This is a genomic window from Leeia oryzae DSM 17879 (assembly GCF_000376945.1).
In the GTDB taxonomy this organism is placed as follows: Bacteria; Pseudomonadota; Gammaproteobacteria; order Burkholderiales; family Leeiaceae; genus Leeia; species Leeia oryzae.
The window spans coordinates 369,181-387,585 of sequence record NZ_AQXU01000024.1 but is presented as its reverse complement, the minus strand read 5'-3'; the positions used below and the strand labels follow the sequence as shown (position 1 = coordinate 387,585).

Genomic DNA, 18,405 nt, shown 5'->3' with positions numbered 1-18,405 from the left:
AACATCGGGAACAGTTCGATGATCGCGGTGGCGGTGTGTTCGATGATGTGCGGGCTGCCGCGCTGACCGTAACCCAGGTAGCTGTCGATACCGGCACCGATCACCAGCTCGCCCTTGTCGGACTGGCTGACGTAACCGTGTACGGCGTTGGACATCACCACGGTGTCCAGGCACGGGCGCATGGATTCGGACACAAACGCCTGCAGCGGGTGGCTTTCGATCGGCAGGCGGATACCGGCCATCTTGGCCATCACCGAAGAGTGGCCGGCGGTGACACAGCCGACGCGGTTGGTGCGCACATAACCCTGAGAGGTTTCCACGCCCTTGATGCGGCCGTCTTCAATGTCCATGCCCAGTACTTCGCATTGCTGGATGATGTCGACCCCCAGTGCGCTGGCGGCACGGGCAAAGCCCCAGGCCACCGCATCGTGACGGGCGACGCCGGCGCGTGGCTGGTACGTGGCGCCCAGCACCGGATAACGGGAACGGCTGCTGCAATCCAGCAGCGGAATATGGGCCTTGACTTCGGCGGTGGTCAGTAGTTGGGCGTCGATGCCGTTCAGCGCGTTGGCGTTGACGCGGCGTTCGCCGTCGCGCATGTCCTGCAGTGTATGGCACAGGTTGAACACGCCGCGCTGGCTGAACATCACGTTGTAGTTGATGTCTTCGGACAGGCCTTCCCACAGCTTCATGCTGTGCTCGTACAGCTGCGAGGCTTCGTCCCACAAGTAGTTGGAGCGCACGATGGTGGTGTTACGGGCGGTGTTGCCGCCCCCCAGATAACCGCGCTCGAGCACGGCGATGTTCTTCACCCCGTGGTTCTTGGCCAGGTAGTAGGCCGTCGCCAGACCGTGGCCGCCGCCGCCGATGATCACCACATCGTACGATGGCTTGAGCTGCGGGCTGGTCCAGGCAGGTTCCCAGCCTTTGTTATGCTTGAGCCCTTGCTTGAACAGGCTCCAGAGGGAGTAGCGGTTTGATGACATGGTTCATCCCGTTTTTAATCAATCCAGTGGAGGAAAGCATTCCGGCAAAATACGACTTTTGAACCGGCTTTCCCGACGTTGCTATTCTTCAAATTACAGCGCCACTCCGATTGACAGGATCGGACGATGATTTGTTGATTTTCGACAAAGCGTCGATTCAAGCGCATTTATCCGCCCCAAACCCGCCCAAACCGACTGGCAGAACATGGAAAATACTTGATCAGACGGGTTAGGCATTGGCGGCAATTGTTGTAAAATGGCGGCCCTGTTCATTGCTATCAACCCAAGCTGCATCGGGTTCGTTCGGATTGGTTTGCCGGTTTATGCGTCGCGTTCTTTTGTACACCATGTTTTTGCCTGCCGTCACAGTCGGCTTGTCAGCACAGTCACAAGAAATCCGTCTAGTGGCAGAGGAAAACAACTTTCCTTACTCTGCAGATATCCGTAACCAGGCCAGCGGCTTGTCAGTCGAACTGATCAGGGCCGCGTTTCGGGCCAGCAAGACCAAAGTCAACTTTGTGACCATGCCGTATGCACGCTGCCGACGACTCTTGATGACCGGCCATGAAACCGGCTGCTTCAACGCCAGCAAGGATGCCACTACCCTGCCCCTGTACCGGTTTTCCGAGCGCCCACTGTTTAACGCAAGGGTCAGCATCTATGCCCGCACCAATCCGTCGGTAAGTAGCAATCCGCTGACCAACAAAGGGCAGCCGGTTCAGCTCTCGGACCTGCTGGGCAAGCGTATCGGGCTGACCAACGGCTATACCTACGGGGACGCCATCGAGAAAACCCCGGGGTTTATCAAAGATCGCTCTGACGACGATTACAGCAACCTGAAAAAACTGGCCTTGGGTCGGGTCGAATTTGCGCTGGTGTATGAACAGGTTGGCCGTTATCTGGTCAGCGCACATCCGCACGAATTAGCCAACCGCATCCATCAGGTCGGTACCGCGCTCGAGATTCCCGTTTACATTTCTTTCTCGCAAAGCAATCCGATGGCCAGACTGGCCAAAGCACGGTTTGACCAGGGGTTTGCCACCATCCGTCGCAACGGGGAGTATCATCGCCTGATGAAACGCTGGGCAAATACCTCAGTCAAACCGGTGACCGCACTGGCCATGAACTGACCTGCATACAGAGTTGGCGCCATTTGCATCGCGCCAAATAATTGCAATTCACTCATCAATAATCCAATAAGAAGTGTTTATTTGCACAATACGCAATAGACATTTCCACCTTCTGGCATTCTCACCCACGCACCCGGTTGCTAAGATGTCGTCATACCAACCGAGATTACATCATGCCGACCTCGTCGCTTTCCTTCGACACGCTTCCTTACAAGGAAGGTTTTTTCATGCCCGCCGAATGGGCGCCGCATGAAGCCATCTGGATGATCTGGCCCTACCGCACAGACAACTGGCGCCAGCACGCCACTCCGGCACAAAAGGCCTTTGCCCGCATTGCGGAAGCCATATCAGCCGTGACCCCCGTCTGGATGGCGGTACCGGCCGACCAGATGGACCTGGCCAAAAAAACCATGCCGGCTGGCGTCACGCTGGTTGCAATGGACAGTGACGATGCCTGGGCGAGAGATACCGGGCCCACCATCGTCATCAATGAAGAAGGCGTACGTCGGGGTATCGACTGGCAGTTCAACGCCTGGGGCGGGTTTCAGGGGGGCTTGTATGTGCCTTGGTACAACGACGAGCAAATTGCCCAACAGGTACTGGAACAACACCAGTTCCAGCGCTATGTTGCCCCTTTCATTCTGGAAGGTGGTTCCATTCATGTGGATGGCGAAGGCACGCTGCTGACCACCGAAGAATGTCTGCTCAATGCCAACCGTAACCCGCACCTGAGCCGTTCCGAGATCGAGCGCCTGCTGATCAGTTACCTTGGCGTGCAAAAAATCATCTGGCTGCCCGCCGGTGTATACATGGACGAAACCGATGGCCATATCGACAATATGGCCTGCTTTGCCCATCCTGGCGAGGTCATCCTGCACTGGACAGACGACGTCAACGACCCGCAATACGAGCGCTCTCAGGCGGCCTTTGACATTCTGGACCAGACGCGCGACGCCAAGGGCCGTCGCCTGAAAATCTGGAAAATGCCGCAGCCCGGCCCGCTATACGCCACCCCGGACGAAACCAAAGACGTGGTCCAGCATCAGGCCATCCCCCGCGAGGCCGGCGCCCGTCTGGCCGCGTCTTACGTCAACTTCCTGATCACCAACGAACGGATTGTGTTCCCGTTACTGGACGAGAAACTGGATGACACGGCAGCCAGCATCCTGCGCAATATCTTTCCGGATTATGAGGTGGTCGGTGTACCGGCACGCGAGATATTGCTGGGCGGCGGTAATATTCATTGCATTACCCAGCAGATCCCTACCGGACAACGTTACTGATCCTGCACACACGACCGGCATAAAAAAGCCCCGCAAACCATCATGGCCTTGCGGGGCTTTTACGTTTCGCCAAACGTAAATCAGCTATGCTTATTTGCGCAACTGATTGTGCGGGTCAATCACATACTTCTTGGCTACACCCGCATCAAATTGTGCGTAGCCTTTTGGTGCATCATCCAGAGAAATCAGCTCTACATTGACCACTTCGGCAATGTTGATCCGATTCCACAGGATAGCCTGCATCAATTGGTGGTTGTAACGCATCACCGGGGTCTGACCGGTATGGAAGCTGTGCGCTTTTGCCCAGCCCAGACCAAAACGGACAGACAGGCTGCCGCGCTTGGCCGCTTCATCCACCGCACCCGGATCATCCGTTACGTATAGACCGGGGATACCGATCTTGCCGGCAACCTTGGTCACTTCCATCAGCGAGTTCAGTACCGTTGCAGGTGCTTCGTGCTGAGAACCGGAGTGACCATGGCCACGCGCTTCAAAGCCCACTGCATCCACGGCACAATCCACTTCTGGTACACCCAGAATGGCGGCGATCTGCTCACCCAGGGTTGCATCTTTAGACAAATCAACCGTCTCGAAACCCACTGCACGGGCGTGCGCCAGACGGGCTTCGTTCATGTCACCGACAATCACGACAGCCGCACCCAGCAAACGGGCAGAAGCGGCAGCTGCCATGCCCACAGGGCCGGCACCCGCTACATACACGGTTTTACCCGGGCCGACACCCGCCATCACGGCACCATGGTAGCCGGTTGGCAGAATGTCAGACAAACAAGTCAGATCCGTGATCTTGGCCAGCGCCTGATCGCGGTCCGGGAACTTCAACAGGTTAAAGTCGGCGTAAGGCACCATCACGTACTCTGCCTGGCCACCAATCCAGCCACCCATGTCCACATAACCATAAGCACCGCCGGCACGTGCAGGGTTCACGCTCAGACACACACCGGTATTTTGTTCGATACACGTACGGCAACGGCCACATGCCACGTTAAATGGCACAGAAACCAGATCACCTACCTTCATGGTTTCAACGTCTGGACCTACCTCAATGACTTCACCTGTAATCTCGTGACCCAGCACCAGCCCGGATGGCGCCGTTGTACGACCGCGCACCATATGCTGATCAGAACCACAGATATTGGTAGACAACACTTTCAGGATCACCCCGTGGCCAATCTTCTTGCCTTGCGGGTTTTCCAGTTTCGGGAATGGAATATTCTGTACTTCAACCTTCCCCGGTCCTACATAAACAACACCACGATTACCTGACATGAGATCTCCTCCTAAGTATTTGTGTGGAATGTCGGCAATACACCATCCGACCGTCGCCAGACAGCCTGTGCATCATGTCAGGTAGATACAGGCAGGCAACAAACACAGACGACCATGACTTGCCACAGGACGACACACCCGTCCAGACGCAAGAACAGAAGCAGATCACGCGCGGCATCCCCCACCTAGCAGCCCGGATCCGGTGGACACAGCGCATATATTGGCAGCAACGTTCAATTGCAAATGTAAATGGGTGGCGAGTCATATCGTGGTATCCTATAGTGCAGATACCAAGCTCACTTTAGCCATACCCATTATGCATAACCACCCAATCGCCAAGCTGCTGCATCAGGCAGGCACCGCCATCAACCACGAAGACTTTGACGCCCTGCTGAACATCTATACAGACGATGCAGTGGTCGTGATCAAGCCAGGTTTCAACGCCACGGGCAAAGCCCAGATTCGCCAGGCCTTTGAAGCCATTGCCGGTTATTTCAACCATACGCTGAAAATCAGCCAATCCGGCATGCATATACTGGAAACAGGCGATGTGGCGCTCGTCATGGCCAAAGCAACAGTCACTGCCGACATCATCGAGAACCTGGAGCGGCACGCCAGCTACGTGTTCAAAAAGAACCCTCATGGGGAATGGCGCTGCGCGGTGGATAATTCTTACGGGTTTGATGTGCTGCAACGGGCATTTTAGGCTACAGTAAAAGCCTTACCCATTGGTCAGGTGCCCGCATGAAGCACACCATGTATCACATCCCCGTCTGCCCGTTTAGCCAGCGGCTGGAAATCCTGCTCACGCTCAAGGGCTGTCGTGATCAGGTCGATTTTCAGGTCATCGACATCACCAAACCAAGGCCAGACTGGTTACTGGCCAAGACCCATGGCACCACATCACTACCTGTCATGGAGTTACCGGACGGACGCATCCTGAAAGAAAGCCTGGTACTGCTACAATATCTGGAGTCCATCTACCCCGCACGACCGGTCGCGCAGCAAGACCCTTACAAACATGCCGTAGAAAGCATGATGGCGCGCATGGAAGGTGACTTTTGCAACCAGGGCTACCGGTTTGTCATGAACCAGAACCCGACACGGCAGCAAGAACTGCGCGAGGGAATGCTGGCCCAATACGCCAAGCTCAATGACTTCCTGCTGGCCCACTCGCCGGATGGCACCTATCTGTTTGATGATTTTGGCTGGGCCGAGACCATTTTCACGCCATTTTTCATGCGCTTCTGGTTTCTGGACTATTATGAAGACTTCCAGTTGCCCGATACCCCGTCATACCAGCGGGTAAAAAAATGGCAGGCCGCCTGTCTGGCTCACCCGGCAGCCCAGCAAGTCACGCGGGAAGAAATTGTCAAAAACTATTACGACTACGCCAAAGGTGCCGGTAATGGCACACTGTTGCCAGGAAGGCAAAAATCCTCGTTCGTTTTCGAACCCCACTGGAAAACACGCCCGTGGCCGCCCAAAGACAAATACAACACCAGTGCAACGGATGATGAGTTAGGGTTGAACGGATAAATTCGGCATCTGGCTGTCTGAGTCAACCACACATAAAAAAGCCACAGCAAAATACTGTGGCTTTTTTATGTGTGGCTGAACCATAGCTGCTGGTACAACATGCTCCTGTGATGGCCGCTACGCCCATCAGCAAATTCAGCACATCATTACGTTTTCGGCAAGGTCACGCCAACCTGGCCCTGATACTTGCCGCCGCGGTCTTTGTAGGACGTCTCGCACACATCATTCGCATCCGCCTCAAAGAACAGTACCTGCGCGCAACCTTCGTTGGCGTAAATCTTGGCAGGCAGCGGCGTGGTGTTAGAGAACTCCAGCGTCACGTAACCTTCCCACTCTGGCTCGAACGGGGTCACGTTTACGATAATGCCGCAGCGCGCATAGGTAGACTTGCCCAGGCAAATGGTCAGTACTTCGCGCGGAATGCGGAAGTACTCTACCGTGCGGGCCAATGCAAACGAATTGGGCGGGATAATGCACACGTCACCGACAAAATCGACAAAGTTGTTATGGTCGAAATCCTTCGGGTCCACAATGGTGCTGTTGATGTTGGTGAAAATCTTGAATTCGTTGGCACAGCGGATATCGTAGCCGTAACTGGACGTGCCATAAGAGACAATCCGGTTACCGTTCACTTCCTTGACCTGCCCCGGCTCAAACGGCTCGATCATGCCGCGTTCCTCGGCCATCTTACGAATCCACTTATCTGACTTGATCGACATGTATTGCACTCCACACGAGGGGTTGGGTGTATCAGTAAATAATTGACCAGCGCCATCCGGGCCTGCGGCGACGCATGTCGCTGCCGCGGGCCTCCGGAAGACAATCTCTTAGCTGTTCTGAATCACGATTTTCGGGAACTTGCTGCTGAAGTCCTGCTGCATATCGCCCACTTTGACCGCCACACGGCGGGCAATCTTCTGGTAGATATCAGCAATCGGGCCATCCGGCTCGGCCACCACGGTGGGCTTGCCGTTGTCGGCATTCAAACGGATCGACATGCTCAATGGCAGCTGGCCCAGCATTTCGATGTTGTAATCCTTGCCCATGCGCTCGCCACCACCTTCGCCAAAGATCGGTTCGATATGGCCACAGTTAGAGCAGATATGCACGCTCATGTTCTCGACAATGCCCAGAATCGGCACATTGACCTTCTCGAACATCTTCAGGCCCTTGCGCGCATCAATCAGCGCAATGTCTTGCGGGGTGGTCACAATCACCGCTCCCGTCACAGGCACTTTCTGGGCCAGTGTCAGCTGGATGTCACCCGTGCCTGGCGGCAGGTCGATCACCAGATAATCCAGATTATCCCACTTGGTTTCGTTGATCAGTTGCAGCAAGGCCTGGGTCACCATCGGGCCGCGCCACACCATTGGCTGCTCCGGATCAATCAGAAAACCGATCGACATGGTCTGGATGCCATGACCGATCACCGGCTTCATGCTCTTGCCGTCTGGTGATTCGGGTTGCTGCCCTTCCAGCCCCAGCAGGGTCGGTTGGGACGGTCCATAGATATCGGCATCCAGCATGCCCACACGGGCGCCTTCGGCCGCCAGCGCCAGCGCCAAGTTGACCGCGGTGGTCGATTTACCCACCCCGCCCTTGCCACTGGCCACGGCAATCACGTTCTTCACACCGGGGATATGCGGCACACCGCGTTGGGACGCATGCGATACCACTTCACTGCGAATATCCAGTGTCACCTCGGTCACGCCGGCTTCTGTCATCAGCTTTTGCCGTACGGTTTCCGTAAATCCGGGGATAAATTTCTTGCCGGGGTAAGGTAGCACCAGCTCCAGCTCCACCTTACCGCCGTCTTCTTGCAAGCGTTTCACATACTTGCCGCTTACCAGGTCTTTGCCGGTATTTGGGTCTACAATCTGTTTTAATACGTCCTGCACAGTCATGGCGGATTCCTGAATAACATGGTCAAGTGGTCTGTTGCCCGTCAATCGGGCCAACAAACCACGCAATTCGATTTCATAACATCACGGATGCCCGGTCATTTTGCCAAAAATGGTCAGAAACCATCCTCCAGGCAAGGTCTTTTACCGGTTAAGAACATGATTTTAAACCAAAATGGGCATAATGCTCGATAGAATACGACAAGTTATACCTCACATAGTTTAAAATAGCTGTTTCGAATCAAATTCCAGAGCTTATCCAACATGACATCAGCCCCGTTTACCAAGCGCAAGATTCTGGTGACCAGCGCATTGCCGTATGCCAATGGTCCTATCCACCTAGGCCACATTCTGGAGCACATCCAGACGGACATCTGGGTGCGTTTCCAGAAAATGCGCGGGCATGACTGCCATTATGTGTGTGCAGATGATACCCACGGCACCCCGGTCATGCTGCGTGCCGAAAAAGAAGGCATCACCCCGGATGAACTGGTAGCCCGCATGCAGCAAGAGCATCTGCGCGACTTCCAGGGGTTCCTGATTGGTTACGACAACTACTACACCACCAATTCGCCAGAGAACAAGACACTGTCCGAAGGCATCTACAATGCGCTGAAAGCCAACGGCAAAATCGCCGTTCGCACCATCAGCCAGCTGTATGATCCGGAAAAAAACATGTTCCTGCCGGACCGCTTCGTCAAGGGCGAGTGCCCAAAATGTGGCGCCAAAGACCAGTATGGCGACTCCTGTGAGTCGTGCGGTGCCACCTACAGCCCGACAGAACTGAAATACCCGTACTCTGCGGTTTCCGGCGCGACACCGGTCATGCGCGACTCCGAGCACTATTTCTTCAAGCTGGGTGAATGCGCAGACTTCCTGAAAGACTGGACCCGCGGAGAAAGCACGCTGGCGGACGGTCGCAAGCAGGTTCACCTGCAAACCGAATCCCTGAACAAGATGAACGAGTGGATCGAAGGCGGCCTGGCGGACTGGGACATCAGCCGTGATGCACCGTACTTTGGCTTCCCGATCCCGGGCACCAACGGCGAGAAGTTCTTCTACGTCTGGCTGGATGCGCCTATCGGTTACATGGCCTCCTTCATGAACCTGTGCGAACGCAGCGGTCTGGATTTCAACAGCTACTTTGGCAAAGATTCCGATGCCGAGCTGTATCACTTCATCGGTAAAGACATTCTGTACTTCCACGCCCTGTTCTGGCCAGCCACCCTGCACTTCAGCGGCTACCGTACCCCGACTGGCGTGTTTGCCCACGGTTTCGTGACCGTTGACGGCCACAAGATGTCCAAATCCCGCGGTACCTTCATCAATGCCGAGGTCTACCTCAAGCATCTGAGCCCGGAATACCTGCGCTACTACTTTGCCGCCAAACTCAACAACCGCATCGAAGACATCGACCTGAGTCTGGATGACTTCGTCGCCCGTGTAAACAGTGATCTGGTCGGCAAGTTCATCAACATTGCCAGCCGTGCCGCCGGTTTCATCAGCAAGCGTTTTGACGGCAAACTGGCCAGCGCCCTGAACGACACCAGCCTGCTGGACAAGCTGCAATCTGCTGCCGAAGAAATCGCCAGTCATTACGAATCGCGTGACTATGCCAAAGCCACGCGAGACATCATGGCACTGGCCGACCTGGCTAACCAGTTTGTGGATGAACGAAAGCCTTGGGATCTGGCCAAACAGGAAGGCGCCGAGGCCGAACTGCATCAGGTTTGTACCACCGCCCTTAACCTGTTCCGCCTGATTGCCATTTACCTGAAACCGGTGCTGCCAACGCTGGCAGAGCGCATTGCCAGCTTCCTGAACGTGCCGGAACTGGCCTGGCAGGACAGCCAGCAGCTCTTGCTTGGCCACCAGATCCAGCCATACCAGCATTTGATGACCCGTATCGACAAGAAACAGATTGATAGCATGATTGAAGAAAACAAACAGGGCATGGAAGCCCCGGCAGCAGCGCCTGCCGCCCCCACCGTCGAACCATTGGCCGACACCGTGACCATTGATGACTTTGCCAAAGTAGACCTGCGCATTGCCCTCATCGTCAACGCAGAACACGTGGATGGCGCCGCCAAGCTGCTGAAACTGACGCTGGATGTCGGCGAAGGCAAGCACCGTACCGTCTTCTCTGGTATCAAAGCCTGGTACGACCCGGCCAAACTGGTCGGCAAACATACCGTCATGATTGCCAACCTGGCACCACGCAAGATGAAGTTCGGCTTGTCCGAAGGCATGGTCCTGGCGGCTAGTGGTACCGAAGACAATGGCGGCGTGTTCCTGATGGAACCACATGAAGGTGCAAAACCGGGTATGCGGATTCGCTAAGCAGCAAGTCATGCCTTGGTGAACCATCACCGACAAAAAAGCCCGGACAATCCATTGTCCGGGCTTTTTTGTGTCATCCCCTACCGCTGCGTTATCCTAACGTCACAGGTTACTCACCGTATGCACGTCCGGATTCGCTGCGTTGTAAGACGCCACCCATGCTTCAACCTGGTCTGCCGGCATCGGCTTGGCAATGCCATAGCCTTGCCCCAGGTAGCAGCCGAGACTGATCAGCAATTGGGCATGCTCGTTGGTTTCTACCCCTTCGGCAATCACCTCGCGGTGGAATGCTTTGGTCAATCCGATCAACCCCTGCACAATGGCCAGGTCTTCCGGATCTTGCAGCATGTCCCGTACAAACGACTGGTCGATCTTCATGGTTGCGGCGGGCAGTCGCTTGAAGTACGTCAGCGACGAATAACCCGTTCCAAAATCGTCCAGGGCAAATGTCACGCCCAGCGCAGCCTCGCAGGCCTGCATGATCTCGGACACCCGGCTGATATCATTCAGCGCGGTCGTTTCCAGCACTTCCAGTTCCAGCAGTCGTCCCGGCACCAAGGGGTGACGCGACAGCACTTTGGTCAGCTGGGCCACAAAATCCGTCTGCTGCAAATGCTCGGCAGCAATATTGATACTGACCGGCAATTCCAGATTGCGTGCATGCCAGTGGTCCAGCTGCGTCAGTACCGTTTCGATAACCCACTCCCCCAACGGGATAGCAAGTTCGGTACCTTCCACGTCCGGCAAGAACCGGCCCGGCAACAGCACGCCCCATTCCGGGTGATTCCAGCGAATCAGGGCTTCCAGCCCCACCACGGTATGGTCACGCATGTCCACTTTGGGCTGGTAATACATGATGAACTCACCATGAGCCAACCCGTGCTGAATACGTTCCAGCCTGCTGCGGCGTGTCCGCTCCTTGCGATCCAGTACAGAATCAAAGAAGGTGTAACGGCTACGCCCGGCCTGTTTGGCCTGGTACATGGCCAGATCAGCGTGCCGCAGCAAGGTGTCACCATCGACATCGTCATGCGGGAACAACGCCACCCCGATACTGGCAGAGACACTCAATGACCGCCCCTGTACCCACAGCGGCCGTGCGACGGCCTCCAGAATCCGGTCCAGGGTGTGTTCGCACTCTGCCGCAGCATTCAACCCGGTCAGCAGCAAGACAAACTCGTCGCCCCCCAGTCGGGCGACCGTATCAGTCTCCCGCAAGGTTGCGCGGAAACGATTGGCCATTTCTACCAGCAAACGGTCACCACATTCATGACCATGCGTATCATTGATCGGCTTAAAGCCATCCAGATCCAGAAAACAGACCGCCAGTAACTTGCCCTTGCTCACCGCATGCATCATGGCCGAATCCAGCCGTGCCGCCAGCATCACCCGGTTTGGCAACTGGGTCAGTGCATCAAAATTGGCCAGGTGCTCCAGCCGCTTTTGCTGTTCTTTCAGCAAGGAGATATCCGAGAACACCGCAATGTAATTTTTGGCCGCACCTTCGTTATCCTTTACCGTGGTAATGGTCAACAGCTCCGGATACACCTCTCCGGTTTTACGCCGGTTCCAGATTTCTCCGTGCCAGAAACTGTTCTGGGTCAGCTGCTCCCACATCTTCTGGTAAAAATCGGGGCCATGGCGGCCAGACTGCAGGATATTGGGAGAATGACCAATCACATCCGACTTTTGATAGCCGGTAATCAGCGTAAATGCAGGGTTTACTTCCAGAATGCGCGATTTGCTGTCCGTAATTGCAATCGCATCGTGTGCATGTTCAAACACGCTAGCCAGCAATAGCAAGCGCTGCTCTGCCTCGATACGCTCGGTAATATTGGTCGCAATGCAGCCGATGGCAATCACGTCCCCATCGGGTGACAATACCGGGAAGCTCAGCATCAGGTAGGTGCGTTTCTCTTCCGCTACCAGCAGTTTCAGCTCCAGATTCAGTGGCTTGCCTGTCGCGATAGCCAGCCTTAAATCATGCCAGGAAATCTCGTCCTTGAAGCTGGTCGGCAAGTCCTCATAGGCACGGCCTATCAGGCTGCCATCCGCATAACCGAAGACCTTCTCGCATGCCCGGTTAGCCAGCAGGAAGTTGCCTTCCATATCCAGCATGCAGATCAGACCCGGACTGTTATCAATGAACTGCTGCAAGACTTTCTGCTGTTCACGCAACTGGTATTCGACCTGCTTGAGTGCGGTAATGTCATGCGCCACGCCCGCCGTGCCAATCAGTTGCCCCTTTACATCCTTGACCGGCACCCGCACGTAGAGGAACGTACGCAGATCGTCCATCTCGTCTTTGAGCATCAGCTCGGTCTTGTAGACTTGGCCTTGCAGCATGGCACTCTGGTCATACTGTTCGAACATGGCCACCACATGCGGGGGCCAGATTTCCTTGAGCAACTGACCTTGAATCTGGTCCTGACGCCGGCCGATAAAGCGTGCAAATGCGTGATTGGCGACCTGAAACCGACCGTCCAGATCGCAAATCCAGGCAAGGTCCGGCAAGCCATCCAGCAGTGCCTGCACGTGTGAATCCTTGGTCATCGCCAGTGCCTGCATATTCTCGGCCATGCGCACCGCGTTGCGATACGTCTGCAACCATTGATACACCATGAACATCAACGCCAGCGTGAGCAGAATCACCCCGGCTGCGGCCCCCCAGGCATACATGTACCAGCTGCGGTAGACGGTCGTTTCACTCTGCCCGACCACCACATAAAACGGCAAACCCCTGACACGCTGGTAAACATACAAGCGCTTGACCCCATCCAGCGTCGAGTTAAAGACAATGTCACCATGCATCTGCCCCGACAGGATTGCCTCTCCGATCGGTGACTGGTAAAGGGGTTTCCCCATCTGCTCGCTGACAAACGGATGCCGGGCAATCAGGCGACTTTGCAGGTCATACAGTGCAATCGCGCCTTCACCATCATCAAACGTCTTGTAAAACTGGGAAAAATAGTCCGCATCAATGGTCGTCTGAACCAGGCCAATGAAATTGCCGCGCTGGTCATTCAGGCGACGGCTCAGGGTTATGACCCAGTTGCGGGTTGCATGGGAAAAGATCGGTTCTGAAATCACCAGCCCTGCATTCGGGTCTGTCAGGTGGCGAATAAAATACGCTCTGTCCGCAATTCGTCCGGGGGACGATCCGCCCTCGGCATCATAAACAAGCGTCCCGGTCACATCCATGACCCGCAGGCTCCGGGACTCCGGCAGCATTTTCAAGAGTTCGGTCAGGCGATGATCCACCATGCGCCGGTCAAAGCGCTGTGCCAGCAGGGGCGAAGTTTCCCGGACTGCTTGCTGCAGCACGATGTCCGCCTTCACCACGGTCGCGCGCAAATGCTCCTCCAGCACGCGGGCCATATTGTGTTCGGCCTGGAAAGTCAGCGCTTTCTCACGACCATGCATGATCCACAAGCCGATGACCACCATGGCAATCAACCCTAGCAATAGCAGGGTAGCAATGACCAGCGAGAGCAGTTTCTTTTTCAGCAGTTTACCTGCATAAACCATGATCATGCGTGCCTAACAATTCTATGTAACTGAAAAATCAGTAATTTATTGCGAAAGGTAAACCATTCTTGTCTCGCACGGATACACAAACAGACAAGCGGCATGCATCTGAGGGTAGAGGACGGCTGTTGCAGCCTTGTCCAGCACACAAACCATACTAACGAGAGTTGTTTTCATTCTTATTATTGACTCGCGATTTTGCATCAATGCAGACTGTCAAATATTGAGAAAGATCAAATAGTGGACTGTCATGTGCCAGAAGATGAAGATTGCCCATGCCACCAGCTCTTTATCCGTCTGTACTGATCTGAAACAAGGTTTGCAAAACCCGAGCCGCTAGACTATGACTAAATTAGCAACGTTGTGTGAAAGTAGCATATGACAAGCCCGCAGCCACCTGTTACGACCACAGGGGTTTCGCTAGACAGTTTGTTTCGCCGTGCCAGCATGCCCATGCTGCTCATTTCGCCAGCCAGTGGCAAAATACTGGATGCGAATGACGCGGCTTGTGTTTTCTATGGCTATGCTCGCCAAGACCTCTGCGCCAGACAGATTTTCGACCTGAACACCTTGCCACCAGATCAAGTGGCGGAAGAAATGCGTCGTGCCGTATCCGAAAACAAAAATTTCTTCAGCTTCAGCCATCGTCTGGCGAACGGAGATATCCGGCAAGTAGAGGTTTCGTCCACGCCCATTTTTGACGCCCCCGAAGCGCCGCTTTGCTCCATCATTCATGATGTGACAGAGCGAACCGCCGCCGTCGCGCGCGAACTCCGGATTAACCAGATATTGCATGAACAGCAGCAACTGTTGCAAACCGTGCTGGATGCAACGCCCAACAGTGCACTGATCGCGCTGGACCTTCAAGGCAACGTGACCTTGATGAACAAAGTCGCGACTCAGCTGACCAATCACCAGCCAGGCGAGCTGACTGGCAAGCCCTTGCCGATGACACTGCTATCAGCCAGCGAGCTGTCCAGACTGTTCATGCAATGGGAACTCACTTACGGTAACCGGCTTGAATCATGGTCAACCCTTACCGACGCTCTCCGGCAGACAGATATCCCGTCTTTCGCTTGCACTATCCAGAATACCCGGTCAGAAGACATCCGGATGGAGGTCAAACTGGCCCCGCTCCATGATGAACAACAAGAAATTGCCGGCCTACTCATCTCCGCACAAGACATCACCACCCAGGAAGAAGCAGCAGAAAAACTCAAGCTGGCAGCCAGTGTATTCTCAGAAGCGAACGAAGGCATCATCATTACCGGCACGGATGCCAGCATACTGGATGTAAACCAGGCATTTTGCAGTACATCCGGCTATCGCAAAGACGAACTCATCGGCCGGAATCCTCGTCTGCTCAAGTCAGGCCACCAGCCGCCGGTGTTTTACGCCCAGATGTGGCAAACCCTGACGGCCACAGGTCACTGGCAGGGCGAGCTCTGGAACCGACGCAAAAACGGAGAAATCTACGCCGAAGAACTTACAATCAGCGCCGTCAAAAACCGAACCGGCGAGACAACGCATTACATCGGCCTGCTCTCGGACATTACCGACAGAAAACGCCAGCAGGCATCTATCGAGCACCTGGCCTATTATGATGCCCTCACCCAGCTACCCAATCGGATTCTGTTGGGGGATCGCATGCGCCAGGCCCTCGCCCACAACGCGCGCGGACACGGATTACTCGCTGTCTGTTATCTGGATCTGGACGATTTCAAACCGGTCAACGACCGGTACGGCCACAAATCCGGTGACCAGTTGCTCGTAGAAGTTGCGCGGCGCCTGCAAACCGGTGTCAGGGTACAAGATACGGTCGCCCGGCTGGGTGGAGACGAGTTTGTCATCATCATGACGGACATCACCAATATCGAAGAAACCGACCGGATATTGCAAAGGCTGCTGCATGACTTGCGGCGCGCGTTTCATCTGGAGCCACAAACTGATGTTCATATCTCGGCCAGCCTGGGTGTCGCCCACTTTCCGCTGGATGGCCAGGATGCCGATACCCTGCTGCGACACGCGGACCAGGCCATGTACGTTGCAAAACAGCATGGCAGAAACCGGGTGCATTACTTCAATCCCGCTCAGGAAGAACACATACAGCAGCATCACCAATTCCGGCAGCAGGTTCGCAAAGCCATCAATGCCAGCGAATTCCGGTTGCAATGGCAACCCTGGATAGACCTCAGGACGGGCCGGACAGAAGGCTATGAAGGCTTGCTAAGATGGCACAGTGAAGACGAGAATGTCTGGCTGCCTGCAACATTCCTTGAGCGGCTTAATGGCGATAACCTGTCACTCGCCCTAGGGCGCCAGGTACTGGATATTGCCTTGCAACAGCTAAGGATATGGCACCGCGCCGGTTTCTCCCCCACCATCAGCCTGAACATTTCTCTCAAACAATGGGAAACACCGCATTTCTGCGACCGGCTAAAAACCATGCTGAACTATTATCCGGAAGTCAATCCGGAACAAATCTGCCTGGAAATCTCAGAACAGGACCTGATTCACCATATCGATCACTTGCGGCAGCCGCTGGAACAGGTGCGCCTCGCCGGCCTCAAGATCATCATCGATAATTTCGGGCAAAGTGTTGGCCAGCAAGAATACCCGTACCTCACGCTCTGCCATGCGGTCAAACTGTCCCCCTACCTGTCTCACGACATGCTGGAAGACGAGCAAACCTTGCTGCATGTCCAGTTCTTGCATAACCTGTGCGGAAAACAGAATATCCGCGTCATTGCCAAGCATCTGGAGTTGATCGAACAGGGCGTGGTGTTTGCCCGGCTTGGCATCCATCTGGCACAAGGTTATGCCATACGGGCGCCACACGAAGCCGACGAGATCACCCCCTTGTCAGAATCGGTGTCTGCAGCACAGTGGCGCCCTCACTTTGACGCATCCTGGCCCATTGAAGACAGTGCCCTTGCGCTGGCCATCCAGGAACACCGCAGATGGCTGAATAAACTGGAGCTGCTCTGGAAGGATGGTAATCCGTTTCCTTATCTGCGGGCTGGCACCCTGGACTGCTGCCGTCTCGAACACTGGATGCAACACAGGGGTAAAAGATGGGCACATTTACCAGACTTCCTGGTACTGGAAAAATGTCATCAGGAATTTCGCCAGCTGGTCAGTGACACCCTGCAGGCCATCAACCAGCCGTCACGACACGTAGCAGATCCCATTTTGCAGGCAGAAAGCAAATTAGGGGAAATGGCGGTAGCCGCTGATGCCCTCTTGGCCGACATTATCCGCAACAAACAGAATGAAACGGCCGAATAAGTAAATTGCCGATTATTCCCGTACTTTCACATCAAATACACGCGATCTGCCACTGTAATGTATAATGACCGGCTTAACCTGTCATTAACGCGAGGAATTTATGGGGTTTCTGGCTAACAAACGTGTACTGATCACTGGCCTGCTGTCTAACCGCTCAATTGCATACGGTATTGCGCAAGCAATGCACAAGCAAGGTGCCGAGCTGGTATTTACCTATGTAAACGAAGACCTGAGGGAACGTGTAGCAGACATGGCTAAGGAATTCGGTAGCACCGTCCTTATCCGTTGCGATGTTTCAAGTGATGAAGACATTCAGCAACTAGCCATTGAACTGCAAAAGCATTGGGATAAATTTGATGGATTCGTTCACTCCATCGGTTTTGCACCACGCGAAGCGCTCGATGGTGACTATCTGGATGCAGTTACCCGCGAAAATTTCCGCATTGCACACGACATCAGCTCTTACAGCTTTGCCGCACTGGCCAAGGCCGTTCGTCCAATGCTGAATGACGATGCAGCCCTGCTCACCCTGTCTTATCTGGGTGCAGAGCGCGTGATGCCAAACTACAACGTCATGGGCCTGGCTAAAGCAAGCCTGGAAGCCAATGTACGCTACATGGCCACCAGCCTGGGCGCGCAAGGCATCCGTGTGAACGCCATTTCAGCCGGTCCTATCCGCACACTGGCAGCCAGCGGCATTGGCAATTTCCGCTCATTGCTGAAAATTGCAGAATCCCGCTCACCACTGAAGCGCAACGTGACCATTGAAGAAGTGGGCAATGTTGCCGCATTCATGATGAGTAATCTGGCCAGTGGCGTCACCGGCGAAATTACTTATGTCGATGCAGGCTTCAACATCACCGCAGGTGTTCTGGACGAAGCATAATCCACGTCCCGCCCAATAAAAAACCCGGCTACAGGCCGGGTTTTTTATTGCTCAGGAGATCATCCTCTCCATGAATAGCCTCTGGCCAGTCTGTCCAAGCCAACCCGCTTTATCATCCGCATCGCCGCGCGAGACATTGGCAGCATTGCTTCTGATTTGCCAGGCCTCCTCCTTAACAGCGGGATCACCGCCTGGCTGGTCATTCTGGCTACCCGGTTCCTTCGGACAGTCACACGC

General features: G+C 54.9%; 12 protein-coding genes. 7 read left to right on the top strand and 5 right to left on the bottom strand.

Annotated elements, in window-relative coordinates; all coding sequences use genetic code 11:
* The coding region (locus tag F552_RS0113425) for a sarcosine oxidase subunit beta family protein (protein ID WP_018152268.1) at window positions 1-986 on the bottom strand (986 nt) is incomplete at its 3' end.
* A 323-nt stretch (window positions 987-1,309) separates the two neighbouring features.
* On the opposite strand from F552_RS0113425, the gene F552_RS0113415 reads away from it, so the two are divergent.
* Complete coding sequence (locus F552_RS0113415) at window positions 1,310-2,116, top strand: substrate-binding periplasmic protein (RefSeq protein ID WP_083917511.1); 807 nt, start codon at window positions 1,310-1,312, stop codon at window positions 2,114-2,116.
* A 173-nt stretch (window positions 2,117-2,289) separates the two neighbouring features.
* Window positions 2,290-3,399 carry an agmatine deiminase gene (gene aguA / locus F552_RS0113410; protein WP_026182714.1) on the top strand — a complete coding sequence of 370 codons (1,110 nt, stop codon included), beginning with the start codon at window positions 2,290-2,292 and terminating at the stop codon, window positions 3,397-3,399.
* A 90-nt stretch (window positions 3,400-3,489) separates the two neighbouring features.
* Here the strand turns inward: aguA and fdhA are convergent, their stop codons facing one another.
* Window positions 3,490-4,686 carry a formaldehyde dehydrogenase, glutathione-independent gene (gene fdhA, locus F552_RS0113405; protein ID WP_018152264.1) on the bottom strand — a complete coding sequence of 399 codons (1,197 nt, stop codon included), beginning with the start codon at window positions 4,684-4,686 and terminating at the stop codon, window positions 3,490-3,492.
* Window positions 4,687-5,002: 316 nt separating this feature from the next.
* Here fdhA and F552_RS0113400 point away from each other — a divergent pair, with 316 nt between their 5' ends.
* Window positions 5,003-5,392 carry a YybH family protein gene (locus tag F552_RS0113400; protein ID WP_018152263.1) on the top strand — a complete coding sequence of 130 codons (390 nt, stop codon included), beginning with the start codon at window positions 5,003-5,005 and terminating at the stop codon, window positions 5,390-5,392.
* A gap of 38 nt (window positions 5,393-5,430) precedes the next feature.
* Window positions 5,431-6,225, top strand: coding sequence for a glutathione S-transferase family protein (locus F552_RS0113395; RefSeq protein ID WP_018152262.1), 795 nt, complete (start codon window positions 5,431-5,433; stop codon window positions 6,223-6,225).
* A 146-nt stretch (window positions 6,226-6,371) separates the two neighbouring features.
* Here the strand turns inward: F552_RS0113395 and dcd are convergent, their stop codons facing one another.
* A complete protein-coding gene (dcd, locus tag F552_RS0113390; RefSeq protein WP_018152261.1) occupies window positions 6,372-6,944 on the bottom strand; it encodes a dCTP deaminase in 573 nt (190 codons plus the stop codon).
* Between the two features lie 108 nt (window positions 6,945-7,052).
* Entirely contained in the window at window positions 7,053-8,129 is a 1,077-nt protein-coding gene (gene apbC / locus F552_RS0113385) for an iron-sulfur cluster carrier protein ApbC (protein WP_018152260.1), read from the bottom strand.
* A 261-nt stretch (window positions 8,130-8,390) separates the two neighbouring features.
* Here apbC and metG point away from each other — a divergent pair, with 261 nt between their 5' ends.
* Window positions 8,391-10,466, top strand: a complete 2,076-nt coding sequence (metG, locus tag F552_RS0113380; RefSeq protein ID WP_018152259.1) for a methionine--tRNA ligase — start codon at window positions 8,391-8,393, stop codon at window positions 10,464-10,466.
* Between the two features lie 102 nt (window positions 10,467-10,568).
* Here metG and F552_RS20135 read toward each other — a convergent pair whose 3' ends face one another.
* Window positions 10,569-13,994, bottom strand: a complete 3,426-nt coding sequence (locus F552_RS20135) for a bifunctional diguanylate cyclase/phosphodiesterase (protein WP_169333602.1) — start codon at window positions 13,992-13,994, stop codon at window positions 10,569-10,571.
* A 378-nt stretch (window positions 13,995-14,372) separates the two neighbouring features.
* Here F552_RS20135 and F552_RS20130 point away from each other — a divergent pair, with 378 nt between their 5' ends.
* Together F552_RS20130 and fabI are read left to right on the top strand one after the other, a co-directional pair.
* Entirely contained in the window at window positions 14,373-17,282 is a 2,910-nt protein-coding gene (locus tag F552_RS20130; protein ID WP_083917510.1) for a sensor domain-containing protein, read from the top strand.
* A 100-nt stretch (window positions 17,283-17,382) separates the two neighbouring features.
* Window positions 17,383-18,168 carry an enoyl-ACP reductase FabI gene (gene fabI / locus F552_RS0113365; RefSeq protein ID WP_018152256.1) on the top strand — a complete coding sequence of 262 codons (786 nt, stop codon included), beginning with the start codon at window positions 17,383-17,385 and terminating at the stop codon, window positions 18,166-18,168.
* Window positions 18,169-18,405 lie beyond the last annotated feature (237 nt).

Excerpts from the sequence above, each read along its gene's own strand:
- aguA (WP_026182714.1), top strand. The coding sequence starts at position 2,290 with ATGCCGACCTCGTCGCTTTCCTTCGACACGCTTCCTTACAAGGAAGGT.
- F552_RS0113400 (WP_018152263.1), top strand. The coding sequence starts at position 5,003 with ATGCATAACCACCCAATCGCCAAGCTGCTGCATCAGGCAGGCACCGCC.
- F552_RS0113395 (WP_018152262.1), top strand. The coding sequence starts at position 5,431 with ATGAAGCACACCATGTATCACATCCCCGTCTGCCCGTTTAGCCAGCGG.
- fdhA (WP_018152264.1), bottom strand. The coding sequence starts at position 4,686 with ATGTCAGGTAATCGTGGTGTTGTTTATGTAGGACCGGGGAAGGTTGAA.
- F552_RS0113415 (WP_083917511.1), top strand. The coding sequence starts at position 1,310 with ATGCGTCGCGTTCTTTTGTACACCATGTTTTTGCCTGCCGTCACAGTC.
- dcd (WP_018152261.1), bottom strand. The coding sequence starts at position 6,944 with ATGTCGATCAAGTCAGATAAGTGGATTCGTAAGATGGCCGAGGAACGC.
- fabI (WP_018152256.1), top strand. The coding sequence starts at position 17,383 with ATGGGGTTTCTGGCTAACAAACGTGTACTGATCACTGGCCTGCTGTCT.
- metG (WP_018152259.1), top strand. The coding sequence starts at position 8,391 with ATGACATCAGCCCCGTTTACCAAGCGCAAGATTCTGGTGACCAGCGCA.
- apbC (WP_018152260.1), bottom strand. The coding sequence starts at position 8,129 with ATGACTGTGCAGGACGTATTAAAACAGATTGTAGACCCAAATACCGGC.
- F552_RS20135 (WP_169333602.1), bottom strand. The coding sequence starts at position 13,994 with ATGGTTTATGCAGGTAAACTGCTGAAAAAGAAACTGCTCTCGCTGGTC.
- F552_RS20130 (WP_083917510.1), top strand. The coding sequence starts at position 14,373 with ATGACAAGCCCGCAGCCACCTGTTACGACCACAGGGGTTTCGCTAGAC.